Origin of the sequence: Pseudolactococcus plantarum (assembly GCF_002441715.1) — a bacterium.
Classification (GTDB): domain Bacteria; phylum Bacillota; class Bacilli; order Lactobacillales; family Streptococcaceae; genus Pseudolactococcus; species Pseudolactococcus plantarum.
The window spans coordinates 51,610-64,902 of the sequence record NZ_JXJX01000009.1 but is presented as its reverse complement, the minus strand read 5'-3'; the positions used below and the strand labels follow the sequence as shown (position 1 = coordinate 64,902).

Genomic DNA, 13,293 nt, shown 5'->3' with positions numbered 1-13,293 from the left:
ACCTAATGTCAATTGTCGTAAGTTAACGTAGCCAAGAATGATAATTTTCAATCATATCTCGCAATATCTCAATGAATAGACCTACATGATAGCCGTCACATGCAGCATGATGGACTTGTATCGCCAATGGCATTAAAGTCTTACCATTTTCCTCAATGTATTTTCCAATTGTAAAAATAGGTGCAAGATATCTTTCATCACCATAAATGTTTAAGTTAAAAGAGGTAAAATCAACCCATGGGATACTAGATATATTAAATGTATTCTCTGGTTCTTCGGATTTTGGTGAAAACTTGGTTGTATGCGTATACAGCTCAATATCAGCTAAACAGGATTGGTAAAATTTATTAAAGTCTTCATCAAAACATGTCCAAATACTAGAAAAAGTTTTTGTTTCATTGTTAAAAATTGTGTATGAAGGGTGAGAAATATCCCAATAACCAACTTCGTTATTTTCTGATACCCCCATCCGGAATGCCTTCAATCGGTTTACAACTGCCGATAATAAATATAATTGAGCTGGATAAGTCTTAATGTTGTTTTCCTTAAGTGCTTCTAGTAACGCTGTGATATCAATTTTAACTGTCAGACTGTAAGTGCAGGGGACAGTATTGAAATAGTGCCAAAAATGTTCTTGTCTTGGCCAATCATTTTCCATTTTATTAAACATAGAGTGCCTCTTATTTTTTTAATGACTTGCTAGTAGTTATCATAGTTTGATTCTGGATATATGCAGGTATAACTTTTTATAGTTAATTTTATCAGATATTATCTTGAATTACTAATTAACTACCTGATTTAAAATAGCTATTCATTAGCACATAATAGCTATGCCTCTTAAAAGTACGTCTAGTTTTTTTATTGTTCTTTTTTGTCATAGGTCTTCGTGTATAAAACTTTGCAACTCAGCACAAAAACTAAAATAATAAACATAATAATTGATAAAGCATTACTATTTTGCGATAATGATTTTGAAGATAAAATTAATAGAAATTAGGAGAAAATCAATGTCATTAATTGGAAAAACAATAGAAAACTTTGTTACTGATGCCTACCAAGAAGGTAAATTTTTAACTGTAAACTCGGAAGATTTTAAAGGAAAATGGCAAGTCATTGTTTTCTATCCTGCAGACTTTTCATTTGTATGTCCAACAGAGTTAGAAGACTTACAAGAACAGTATGATGTATTACAATCATTGGGTGTAGATGTTTATTCATGTTCAACTGATACACACTTTGTACATGCTGCGTGGCATGAGCATAGTGAAGCGATTGGTAAAGTGACTTACCCAATGCTTGCAGATCCATCACAAAAAATTTCACGTATCTTTGATGTATTAGATGAAAATTCTGGTTTATCACAACGTGGCTCATTCATCATTGACCCAGATGGTGTTGTACAAGCTGTAGAGATTACTGCAGACGGTATTGGTCGTGATGCAAGTCAATTAGTTGATAAAGTTCGTGCAGCACAATATGTACGTAAAAATCCAGGTGAAGTATGTCCAGCAAAATGGAAAGAAGATGCTGAAACATTAACACCAGGTTTGGATTTAGTTGGTAAAATTTAAATGAATCAGGCGACGTAGTTAGGTCGCCTTTTTCAAAATAGAAAAAATGAGAGGGTCAAATGTTAGAAGAAAATCTTAAAGGACAACTTAAACAGTACTTAGACTTATTAGAAAATGATCTTGTTTTACGCTTAAATGCAGATACATCTGATGCTAATGGCAAAAAAGTACATGATTTTGTCACTGAAATTGCTGATATGTCTCCGAGAATCACGATCGAGCCATCATCAGACATCAAAGCACCAGGTTTTTCAGTTGATCAAAAAGGCTCTATATCTGGTGTTGCTTTTGCTGGGGTACCTTTAGGTCATGAATTCAATTCTTTAGTTCTAGCTTTATTACAAGTTAGTGGCCGTGAACCTAAGATAGAAGCAGACCTAAAAGCACGTATCCAATCCATTACTAAACCTTATCATTTTGAAACATATGTGAGCTTAACATGTCATAATTGTCCAGATGTTGTGCAAGCCCTAAATATCATGAGTGTACTGAATGACAATATTTCACACACGATGATTGAAGGTGGTATGTTCCAAGATGAGATAAATGCACGTGGTGTGATGGCTGTGCCAACCGTTTTTGTTAATGATGAAGAATTTTCAAGTGGTCGTATGAGCCCAGAAGAAATCCTAAACAAATTAATTGGTCAAGTCGGCAGTGACTCATTTGAGGATAAAGATCCTTATGATGTCCTTGTTGTTGGGGGTGGACCTGCAGGTGCTAGTGCTGCAATTTATGCCGCAAGAAAAGGTATCCGCACAGGTATCCTAGCTGAAAAATTTGGTGGTCAACCTCTAGAAACGCTAGGAATTGAAAACTTTATCGGAACACCTTATACAGAAGGTCCAAAATTAGCAGCCCAATTAGAAGAGCATGTTAAAACCTATCCAGTTGATGTGATGAAAACACAAAAAGCAGTCAAATTAGCTAAAAATGAGCTCGTTGAAGTGACTTTAGAAAATGGTGCTGTTTTACAGTCTAAAACTGTCGTGCTATCAACTGGTGCACGCTGGCGTTCATTAGGGATTCCAGGTGAAGAGGAGTTCAAAAACAAAGGGATTGCTTACTGTCCACACTGTGATGGCCCATTATTTGCAGGGAAAAAAATAGCTGTAGTTGGTGGTGGTAACTCAGGGATTGAAGCTGCGATTGACTTAGCTGGTGTTGTGGAACATGTCACTGTCTTAGAATTTTTACCAGAATTAAAGGCAGATAAAGTCTTACAAGATAAACTTTACTCATTAGATAATGTCACAGTCCTTACAAATGTGGAAACTAAAGCAATCCATGGACAAGATAAAGTCGAAAGTGTAGACTATGTCAACCGTGAGACGCAAGAGGCTGTTACGCTTGAACTTGCTGGTGTGTTTATCTTGATCGGTCTCGTACCAAATACAGAATGGTTAGATGGCGTTGTAGAGCGCACAGCACGCGGTGAAATTATCGTAGATAAACAAGGTGCAACAAACCTCCCTGGTGTTTTTGCAGCAGGAGACTGTACAGACTCAGCCTATAAACAAATCATCATCGCGATGGGCAGTGGTGCAACAGCTTCCTTAGGTGCGTTTGACTACATGATCAGAAACTAAGTTTCGTGTTCTAATATCTCAACTATAAATTTAAAAAAATCAAGTATGCGTACTTGATTTTTTTGTTTTACAGTGATAAGTCTATTGACATTAAGATTCTCTATTTATTAAAAAAATAGATAGTATAACAAAATACAAAAAATTATGTTAAAATGTCTTAAAAGACACTTGTTTAATTTTTCTAACATTTTTTATATTTAAGTTTGGAGGATAGACCATGACAAAATTAAAACAATATGAAGATGAATTTATAGATATACGCGCCTACTTTAAGTTGAAACGTGAGGAACGTGGCTATACATATGGTGATGTAGCAGGACAATATCTCCATAGAACCCAGATTGCTCGATTTGAAAAGGGTGAGCATGCTTTTTCTGCGGATGCGTTACTATTAGCCATTCGTGGTTTGAACATGACACCACATGAATTTTTTGCTTTGATGCCAAAAGAGAACTTCAATAAGATTCATGAATTTAGAGATCAGCTTTTTGAATTAGCAAGTTTAAAAAAGACAGAAAAAATGAAAATGCTTTTAAAAAAAAGAGCAAAAAGTAAAATTGATCGTATTAAAAATGTCATGCTTAAAATCACGATTTATCAAGTTTGTGGAGAAGATCTCATAACTTCATCAGATTGTGCGTTTACTATAACTTATTTAGAGAATATTAAACAATGGACTAAGTTTGAAGTTCATATTTTTGATTTTTGTCTAACGACCTTAGCCGATGAAGATATCTATGAGTTGGGTATGGATATGCTAAAAAGTAACGAACTGTCTCAGCTGATAACCTCACATCGCGTACTTGTCAAAAGGACTATGCTCCATCTATTTGCTAATTTAGTTTATCGAAATCGATATAGCTATGCAAGACATATGGCAATGGAGATAGAAAAAATGATTAGTGATGAAGATATGGAGGCAGAGATTGTGCTATCTCTCTTTAGTCGTTTAGCACGCTTTAAACAAGAAAAAAACCTTGTGGTTTATGGGGAACTGTTGCAAGATATAGCAGTGCTTAAAAAGTTAGGCGTAACTGCTTTAGTCGATGACTTGACGTATCATATGACTAAATTTTGTTCAGATGAGGGCATAAGTGTATCAGATGATGCATAACTGATAGACTAAGATGAATATGTTTTAAATTTCTAGTTACTAAGTATAGCAGATTCGCACATTTCTAAAATTACCAAATTTGATATGATAAAATGAAGTTATTAAATTAGTTTGAACTATTTAATACATATTGAAAGGTTTTAAAGGTCTCATGACGATTAGACTATTGAAATCGGAACGTATGTTATCAGTCTATTAGCTCAAACGTAGTGCTAATAGTAGAAAGGAGCCTCTCATGAATAAAGTGAATGTGACTGAAGCGCAGACCGTTAATGGTGGTGCTCGTTGGTATTGTCCAGAATGTGATTATTTAAGTTATAAACATACTTTCTTATCTACAGCTAGTGACACGGCCGTAGCGCATCGTAATAAATATAAAGGCCATCACCCTTATGCATATAGTTAATTTTAAATCTAGTCAAAACTGCAGATAGTAATATTTTTGATTAGTTTATGTAAGTTTTCAAGTTAAATGGAAACTTACATCCTAGTAATTAAAAATAATTCCTCGATAGCGTTAAAAAAATAGGTTGGTAATCAATAGGAGAGTAGATAGATGAAACTATGTCGAATAGTAAGCTTGTGTGTTTGTATGGTTATACTAGGTGCTTGTTCCAGAGGCACTACTCAGCCTCCTCAAATTAAAAAAACAAATACGAATAGCTATAAAGAAGTGAGTTTGTCATTACCTGAATCTGCAAAGCATGTCTTAGCGACCGCGAAAACTAAAAATGGTAAGATTCGCATTTTTGCAGTTGATAAAAATGCTAGCCATCCTAAGATTTTTGAGAGTAAGGCATCAGGACAAAGTTGGCAAGAAGTAGCTGACTTATCACAAGCTTTTACTGATCGTAGTTTTCACACATCAGAAATGGGTACGACAGAGATAGTCTTAACGCAGGATAACCGTGCTGTGATAGCCTTTTTGAAACCAAAGGAAAACTCAGAAAATGGCTATAGTCAAGAAATCTTTATCATGGATGATAAAAACCAAGTGACACCATTAAATCAGACCATTACAGATCGGTTAGATGCAGAACAGTTAACCATTGGTGGTTTGATAAACAATCAGTTGATAGCTTTAGATACTAAAGCTGGAAAGACAGTAAGTCTTAATCTACAAACAGCTCAAGTAGAAAAAGAAAAGACAACAGCACCGTTTATCTCGACGACTATTACACAAGATAAACTCTATTATCAAAGTAGTCAAACACTAGAGGTCGTTTCAGCTAAAGACTTTGAAGAAGAAACATTGACGCCTTCACTAAAAAAAGTAGAAGCAGTTATGGCACAGGCAAAAGGTAAATCTTCTCTAATTTTGGATGATAATACAAATTACTTTGTACTAACTGATATGGGTATGCAAGAAATTAATCAAGAAGGTAAGGAATCTTTTTTATTTTCTTCAAAGCAAACAAGCTTAACTGATACAGGTCTAGTAGTTACCGCTATTTTAACAGCACCTAAAAAACAATTTCTTGTTTTTACAGCGTCTGAATCTGGTTCAAAACTAGTAAAACTTGTACCAAATAAGAAAAAAACAAAGGACAAAGGTAAGGTATTTAAGGTATATTCTCTTTATAACGATGACTATATTAAGCAGTTAGTCCTAGTCTATCAGAAAGCACATCCAGAGTTAGATGTGGTGCATGAATTTGGCATCGATGAACCAACCAGTGCTGGTACAAGTAAAGATCAAATTCCGACTAGTGAGTTGATAAAATTGCTCAATACTAAGATTGCAAACGGTGATGGACCTGATGTGCTAATGCTAGATCATCTAAATGTCGAGGCTTATAAAAAACAGGACTTACTTGTTGACTTAGCAGATATTATCAAGCAACAGGATAAAGATAAGATTTGGACAACTGTATTAGGTGCTTATCAAGATGGCAAAAAATATTATGGGATACCAAATCAAGTGTCACTCCCAACTGTAATGCCAGATAGTGGCTTTAATCAAGCATTAGGCAGTTTGTCAGATGTAACAGCATATGTGGAGAAACTTGCTAAAACTGACTCTCTACCTGTTTATGCAGACTTGAGTGGTTTTGAACAATTCTCAACAATCCTATATCAGATATTTTTATCACAAGATAAGCAACTTACTAGAGAAAACATCAAGTCTTACTATACGACATTAAAGACGCTTTATAATCTAGTAGATACTACTAGTGATGAAGCTAGAAGAAAAAAAGATAAGTTAGAAAAGCTAATAGAACTTAGAGCTGGTGCTTTTGGTTTGGGGTTAGGTGATGAACTGATAGCCAAAGAAAGTCAACTTGCAGTTGACTTTCAATCCAACCCAAAGGGTATTTTACAAAATGAGTCGATTGGTAAGCTGTTAGGTGTGGACTTGTCCACCATAAATAAAGGAAAAGCTAAGTATTATGTCCCTCTCAATACACTAAGTGTTTTATCAACAAGTAAAAATCAGAAAATAGCTAAGGACTTTATAAGTTTCTCACTAACTAAAAAAGGTCAGAAAGCAAATACATACAGTTTGTTTGGTATTCCTTTAAATAAATCCATGACTAAATCTGATTTAAAATATTGGGGTAGGATGAAGCTGGGACGAGAGGATCCGATTAAAAAGAATGTTAAGGTTGATAATATCGGCTATAGTGATGCTTTCTATAAAAAATGGGATAAAAAAATAAAAGCTTTAAATACGCCACTTTTCTTTAACAAACTCATCGTAGACTTTTTATATGAAGATATAGACAACATATTAACTGATCAAATCAGTGTAGATCATGCAACAGATAATGCTTTTTCAAAAATAGACTTGTATTTGAAAGAATAAAAAAGACAGCGAATAGGTCGATATGAACGGAAAGAGAAAACGATGCGTGGTGTAAAACAACATAGAGAAGAAGATTGTGGCATAGCAGTACTTTCGACAGTCTTTAGGCACTATAAGTTAATCGTATCTGATGCTAGGCTATCAGAAGTAGCAAAATTAGATGCTAGTGGCACCAATCTAGCAAGCCTACAGGAAACTGCTCGCTATTATGGTTTTAAAGCTGAAGCCTTAAAGGGGACATTTTATGAGCTTAAAAAAGGAATGGCTAATGAAACGATTCGGTTACCTCTCATCGCTCACGTGATTAAAAGAGATGAATTAGCACATTATGTCGTGATCAAAAAGATATCAGAGCAGTATATTTATCTTTTTGATCCAGCTGTAGGCCATGAAAAGTGGTCTTATGCTGATTTCCAAAAAAAATGGAGTAGTTATATTTTAACTATCTATCCTAGCGAGTCATTTAAAGCTCAAAACCTAGCTAAAGGCAAGTATAAAAAATATTTTGCTATGTTAGCTGATCAAAAATTATTACTTATTTTGATTAGTTTAACTTCTATAGGGATTGCGATCATTTCTTTATTTTCTACCTCTATTTATCAAAAAATTATTGATCAGCAGATTATTAAAGTTGATCAGATAAAGCCAAATATAACATTGCTTGATCAGATAAATAACCTGATAGACCAATTTATCACAGGGCTTGATGCCTTATTCTTCTTATTTATATCGATCGTCTTACTGCAAGCATGCTTTAGTTTTTTCAGAAATTTCTTACTGGTTTATTTTGCTAAGCGGATAGATAAGAAACTGATGCTGACTTATTTTGAACACGTCTTAAAGTTACCCTTATCCTTTTTTAATACAAAAGAAACAGGAGATATTATTAATCGCTTTCAAGATATCACAGATATACGATTTTTGATTTCAAGTGCAGGGATTTCCATCATGATGAATATGATGACGACAATGATTGGCTGTGTTGTTTTAATAAGTTTGAATCAGAGACTTTTTCAACTTGTATTAGTCATTGTTGGCGCATATATTTTGCTCGTCTTGATATATAAAAAACAGATGAGTCAAAAACAACGACTTGTTAAGGAAACTCAGTCTGCAGTTGTCTCTTTGCTCAAAGAGTCGGCAGATGGCATTGAAACTGTAAAAAGTTTAGCTGTTGAACCGTATTTTATCACAAAATTTACTCGTCGAATCAATCAATTTTTAAAGCATAATCTCAACCTAGGGATTATCACTACCCTACTAGAAACAAAAGTGGCGATGGTTGAAAGCATCGGTGTCTTATTGGTACTGTGGCAAGGTAGTAAGATGGTTTTAGTGGGTCAGATAACACTGGGAGAATTGATTTCGTTTGAAACTTTAGTTTATTTTCTCTTGAGCCCCGTTAAGGATCTGATTAACATATTTCCTCAGATTCAAAAATCAGTCGTGACGATGGATAGAATCAATGATGTAATTGAGGCAAGTAAAGAAAGTTCTCTGGAGAGCAGGTCAGTCAACCAAAATCTTGATTTTCAAAAAATTTCTTATCATCAGGTGTCGTTTGCTTATGGTGGCCGACAGGATGTTTTTTCTGATATTAGTTTTAGCTTATCAGGCGTTTCGAATGTGACTATAGTCGGTGAAAGTGGAGGTGGTAAATCAAGTATCGTTAAACTATTACCTGCTTTTTATCAGGCAATTAAAGGACAGATTCAGATTGATGCGTGTGATATCAATACGATAACGCTTGATTATCTTAGAAAAAATATCATCTATTTATCACAGAGTACGTTTTTATTTAAAGGAAGTTTGAGAGTTAATTTATTATTTTTTGAAGCAAGCCATCAGTTGCTAGAAAGTGTATATTTGGGGTTTGAACTTTATGATATCACAAAATCAGATATATCAGGTCTTGATTTTGTGATTGATGAAAATGGTAGTAATTTGTCAGGCGGACAAAGGCAAAGAGTTGCACTTGCAAGAGCGGTATTGAAAGATCCTAAAGTACTCATACTAGATGAATCTTTAAATCAAATCGATCAGGAGATGTTAACTCGTATTTTAACCTACGTGCGTCGACAGTTTGCTCATATTATGTTGATTAAAATCAGTCATCACGAAAATATGATTGAATCAGGAGACATGATTTTGAGACTAGAAAATGGCAAACTATATGCAGATCAATAGGAGAATTCATTATTTTATTGTTCCTAGTTTAATTGGCTTATTGACTTTTTATGTCATACCATTTATCCAGATTATCTATCAGGTTTTTACGAGATTTGCGACTAAAAAATTTATCGGATTTGATAATCTAGTGATGGTAGTTAAAAATAAATCCTTTCAATTAGCAATAAAAAATACCGCCCTATTTATGGTGCTAGCTATACCGCTATTAATCATCAGTGCTTTGATGTTTGCCAGATTGCTAAATCAGTTTCATGATAAGTGGGGTCATCTAAAAGTTATTTACATGATTCCTTTAGTGATTCCAGCAGTATCTTTAGGATTTTTTTGGCAAATTTTATTTTCAAAATATGGCATGCTAAATATGATCACAAGCCTTAGCATTGACTGGTTAAATTCGTCAGCTTCGCTAGTTGTTTTAGTGTTTATTTTTATTTGGAAGAATTTAGGATATATGACTATTCTGTTTTTAGCTGGTATTCAAAATATACCTTATGTTTATATCGAAGCTGCACAGGTAGATGGAGCTGATGATAAATTGATTTTTAGCAGTATCATCTTGCCAAATTTAAGAAAGACATGTTTTGTAGTGGTACTGTTTTCTTTACTGAATAGCTTTAAAATTTATCGAGATATTTATGCGATTTTTGGAGACTATCCTAATAGAAGTGTTTATATGCTACAACATGTCTTTAATAATTGGTTTCGTGATTTTGGCATTGATAAGTTATCAGTAGGTAGTCTATTGTATGTCATCTCAATTATCATCATCATCTATCCTATCAACTATTTATTTAATCGTGAGGGATTAGTATGAAAAAAGTGGTTGTGTTATTCATCTTATTTATCAGCTTATATCCGATATGTTTTATCTTGATTGGGAGTTTTATCGGTAATTTTGAAGTGAAGACGTATCTTAGTGCTTTAAATGATGGGTCAAAATCTCATGATTATCAGTTGTTTATATTTCCTAAGTATTTAACACTTAGTGCGTATGTTGCCTTATTATTGGATACACCTTCTTTTTTCGTTGCATTTTGGAATAGTTTTAAGTCAACGATTTTAATTACAGTAGGACAGTTACTTGTCAATTTACCAGCTGCTTGGTGGTTTTATCGTGTGACATTTAAAGGTAAAAATATTATATTTAATCTTTATATTCTCTTAATGGTCTTACCTTTTGTTGTATTGATGGTCCCTCAATATATGATACTCAAGCAAATGCAGCTATTAGACACATTAGGTGCGGTTATTTTGCCTGGAATTTTCTATACCTTGGCTGTCTTTATCATCACGCCTTATTTTCGAGATATTCCTAAATCAGTCATCGAATATGCTGTGCTAGAAGGTGCCAATGAGTGGCAGTTGTTTACAAAAATTGGCCTACCTTTTGCAACAAAGGGTATTATGATTGCGATTGTTTTAAATTTTATTGACTACTGGGGAAGTTTTGAATCCACTATGACCTATATTAAAAATAAATCATTATGGAATTTACCCATGTACATTATGATGTTAAAAGTGGATAATATGACCTTGATTTTTGTTTCAGTGGTTGTTGCGATGGTAGTACCGATTGCTATATTATACAGTTGCAGAGAATTTTTAATAGGAGGATTAACGATTGCGGATAAGTAAATATCTACAAAAAAAATCTATCAGGTTTTTGACTATATTTATCATCCTTATCTTTATTTTGACTTTTGTATCGCAAGTAACGAGTCATATGACTGTCCCTAAGGTATCTATTGTCAGGTTAAAAAGAGAGACGTTGGTAGATGAGATGATATTTGAAGGACAAGTGGCCAAAGCCGATAGTATCCCTATTTTTACATTAGATGGGCAAAAAATCGAGAAAATTTACGTGCATGCTAATCAAGAAGTCAGAGCTGAAACACCTTTATTCAAACTTGAGATGAGTAGCATAGATAAAGCAATAACTCAATTAGAGTCTGAGATTCAAAAATTGGACTTAATGATTCAAACTTCGGAAAATCAAGAAATATCACAAAAAAATACGCAAGCCTTAAGAATTAAACAAGCATTAGATAATTACCAAGGGATTAAAGAGACAGATGTAGATCAAGTTACAAAACAAGAAGCATATAACGCTTGGCAATTAGCTAAAAGTGAAACACCTATAGCAGCAGTAGATGGGAAAACTGCACTGATTGATAGAGCAACATTAGTAGCAGATAAAGATAAGTTAGTGCAAGTTAAGTCAGTAGATGGTATTGTTAACGCAACAACAGAAGGGTATGTCACGGGAATTTTCATCACTGAAGGAAAAATAACAACAGAGGAAGCTGCCTTAATGATTGCTAGCAAAAAATCAGATAACATACTAGTGCTGCGAACACAAAAAACTGCCCAGGAGTATTTGAAAATGGGTCAACTAGTAACAGTCATAGGTATCTCTGCTCAAGATGTAGAAAATGAGTATGATAAGGCGTCAGTTATAGAAGCTAGTATCGATACAGAAAATCCAGAAATGTTCAAGTCGAAACTAAATCTTGGGCAAGCTGATTTTAACTACGGGAGTAGTGCCAAAGCTATTGTTACAAAAAAATCTGTTAATTATCCATACTGTTTACCAACTCGTGCGGTGCATGAATCGAGTCAAGGGTATTATGTTTTGGTAGCAAAAACAATAGAAACGATGTTGGGTGAAGAAATTATCGCTGAAAAAATCGATGTTTCTTTGGTTGATAAAACGCCTAAGTTTTCAGCAATAAAAGCAAATAAATTATTAGATGGCCGTGATATTCTACTAGAAATCGACCAATCAGTTGAAGAAAACACAAAAGTTAGGATTATTAGCACGAATGAAACATAAGCAACCAATTATTTTTTTGATGGTGAGCGTATTGCTAACTGGTTGTGCCTTGTATATTTTCAATGGACTAAGTAGTTATGTTGATAATAGTTATTTGGGATTAACTAAACAAGTAATCAGTAAATCTGATATGGATAAAATACTCTTATCTAATGAAAAAACGCATGTCCCACTTAAGTTATTGTTTATTTCAAATCAAGAGGAAACGATAAGCAACCAAAATTTATACCAAGATGTTAAGTCAAACTTGATTGCTTTATCTGGAGATAAAACACTGTTTGGTCAGAATCTGATAAATTTAGAATTAGGAGAGTCAACTAGGTGTTTGGTTTCGCGATCTGTTGCAAGAAAATTATTTGGCAGTTTAGATATCAAAAATAAAGTTGTTAGTATAAAAGGACAGACTTATGTCATCAGTGATATCTTACCTGCTAAAGTCCAAAACAATGTGGTCGTTTTAAATTTTTCAAGTCAATTATCACTTACGCCAGATACATTAGTCATTAAACCAGCCGATCAAAATCGTTCTGAAGCGGTTTTGTCTAACCAACTGAAAGTCACTTACGGCCTATCAGGAAACCTCTTACCTTTTAAAGTCTTGGGTCTTATATTTCAAACGATGTTATGGGTACTATTAGGCTATCAATGTTTTATTTTATGCAAACTTATTGACATGTATTTATTAAGTTTCAGCTGTGTAATTAGTGATAAGAAGTTATTTTGTCTAATATTTAGCTTGGCTTGGGGCATTTTAATGTGTCATATAATTTCAATACCTAGTGATTTTATTCCCAATACAGCTTGGTCAGATTTCTCTTTTTTTTCAAAACTGTTTACTAGTCAGCGAGACTTACTAGACAAATTTTTCAAATCACCAAAAGGTTATTTGGATGTCATTTATCTTTATCAGATTGGGAAAATACTTATCTTATTAGTGTGTAGCATAGTAGTCTTGTTATGGTCTAAAATAAGCTATTTAAAGTTTAAATGTAGTCGATTATCATCGGTCAGTAAAAACGATAAGGATTAAATCAACTTACAAACTCGTAAAATAGATTATTACAGAAACGTCTCATGACTATGGCGTGGTATTACTAAACAATGATACAGCTTTTTTAGTCAACCACTTATTAAAATAGTGTAAAATAATATGATAAGTTAGTGGTGTCAAAGCAGCCTAAGGTTTGCCA

Annotated in this window: 11 protein-coding genes; 10 read left to right on the top strand and 1 reads right to left on the bottom strand. The window is 33.8% G+C overall.

Annotated features, from left to right (window positions below):
• Positions 1-22: 22 nt before the first annotated feature.
• Entirely contained in the window at positions 23-670 is a 648-nt protein-coding gene (gene catA / locus RU87_RS06980; protein WP_068163308.1) for a type A chloramphenicol O-acetyltransferase, read from the bottom strand.
• A 337-nt stretch (positions 671-1,007) separates the two neighbouring features.
• On the opposite strand from catA, the gene ahpC reads away from it, so the two are divergent.
• The 10 genes from ahpC to RU87_RS06935 all read left to right on the top strand — a co-directional run bounded on the left by ahpC (position 1,008) and on the right by RU87_RS06935 (position 13,133).
• Entirely contained in the window at positions 1,008-1,571 is a 564-nt protein-coding gene (gene ahpC / locus RU87_RS06975; protein ID WP_068163310.1) for an alkyl hydroperoxide reductase subunit C, read from the top strand.
• A 59-nt stretch (positions 1,572-1,630) separates the two neighbouring features.
• Positions 1,631-3,160, top strand: a complete 1,530-nt coding sequence (gene ahpF / locus RU87_RS06970) for an alkyl hydroperoxide reductase subunit F (protein ID WP_068163314.1) — start codon at positions 1,631-1,633, stop codon at positions 3,158-3,160.
• 217 nt (positions 3,161-3,377) lie between these two features.
• A complete protein-coding gene (locus RU87_RS06965) occupies positions 3,378-4,274 on the top strand; it encodes an Rgg/GadR/MutR family transcriptional regulator (protein ID WP_068163318.1) in 897 nt (298 codons plus the stop codon).
• Between the two features lie 235 nt (positions 4,275-4,509).
• The gene (locus RU87_RS09660) at positions 4,510-4,680 is read left to right on the top strand and encodes a hypothetical protein (RefSeq protein ID WP_156470819.1); all 171 of its coding nucleotides are present in this window, start codon (positions 4,510-4,512) and stop codon (positions 4,678-4,680) included.
• A 186-nt stretch (positions 4,681-4,866) separates the two neighbouring features.
• Complete coding sequence (locus RU87_RS06960; RefSeq protein WP_167373831.1) at positions 4,867-7,080, top strand: ABC transporter substrate-binding protein; 2,214 nt, start codon at positions 4,867-4,869, stop codon at positions 7,078-7,080.
• A gap of 42 nt (positions 7,081-7,122) precedes the next feature.
• Positions 7,123-9,267 (top strand): peptidase domain-containing ABC transporter, encoded by a 2,145-nt coding sequence (locus RU87_RS06955; protein ID WP_068163328.1) that lies wholly within the window; start codon positions 7,123-7,125, stop codon positions 9,265-9,267.
• Positions 9,242-10,084, top strand: coding sequence for a carbohydrate ABC transporter permease (locus RU87_RS06950; protein ID WP_068163331.1), 843 nt, complete (start codon positions 9,242-9,244; stop codon positions 10,082-10,084). Before RU87_RS06955 ends, RU87_RS06950 begins: the two co-directional genes overlap by 26 nt.
• Positions 10,081-10,905, top strand: coding sequence for a carbohydrate ABC transporter permease (locus RU87_RS06945; protein ID WP_068163332.1), 825 nt, complete (start codon positions 10,081-10,083; stop codon positions 10,903-10,905). Before RU87_RS06950 ends, RU87_RS06945 begins: the two co-directional genes overlap by 4 nt.
• A complete protein-coding gene (locus RU87_RS06940; protein ID WP_068163333.1) occupies positions 10,892-12,103 on the top strand; it encodes an efflux RND transporter periplasmic adaptor subunit in 1,212 nt (403 codons plus the stop codon). Before RU87_RS06945 ends, RU87_RS06940 begins: the two co-directional genes overlap by 14 nt.
• On the top strand, positions 12,057-13,133 hold the full coding sequence (locus RU87_RS06935) for an ABC transporter permease (RefSeq protein WP_143471392.1): 1,077 nt from the start codon (positions 12,057-12,059) through the stop codon (positions 13,131-13,133). The genes RU87_RS06940 and RU87_RS06935 overlap by 47 nt, the downstream gene beginning before the upstream one ends.
• Positions 13,134-13,293 lie beyond the last annotated feature (160 nt).

What these genes read in the sequence shown, in the direction of transcription:
- catA (WP_068163308.1), bottom strand. Translation starts at nt 670, where the DNA reads ATGTTTAATAAAATGGAAAATGATTGGCCAAGACAAGAACATTTTTGG.
- ahpC (WP_068163310.1), top strand. Translation starts at nt 1,008, where the DNA reads ATGTCATTAATTGGAAAAACAATAGAAAACTTTGTTACTGATGCCTAC.
- ahpF (WP_068163314.1), top strand. Translation starts at nt 1,631, where the DNA reads ATGTTAGAAGAAAATCTTAAAGGACAACTTAAACAGTACTTAGACTTA.
- RU87_RS06965 (WP_068163318.1), top strand. Translation starts at nt 3,378, where the DNA reads ATGACAAAATTAAAACAATATGAAGATGAATTTATAGATATACGCGCC.
- RU87_RS09660 (WP_156470819.1), top strand. Translation starts at nt 4,510, where the DNA reads ATGAATAAAGTGAATGTGACTGAAGCGCAGACCGTTAATGGTGGTGCT.
- RU87_RS06960 (WP_167373831.1), top strand. Translation starts at nt 4,867, where the DNA reads ATGGTTATACTAGGTGCTTGTTCCAGAGGCACTACTCAGCCTCCTCAA.
- RU87_RS06955 (WP_068163328.1), top strand. Translation starts at nt 7,123, where the DNA reads ATGCGTGGTGTAAAACAACATAGAGAAGAAGATTGTGGCATAGCAGTA.
- RU87_RS06950 (WP_068163331.1), top strand. Translation starts at nt 9,242, where the DNA reads ATGGCAAACTATATGCAGATCAATAGGAGAATTCATTATTTTATTGTT.
- RU87_RS06945 (WP_068163332.1), top strand. Translation starts at nt 10,081, where the DNA reads ATGAAAAAAGTGGTTGTGTTATTCATCTTATTTATCAGCTTATATCCG.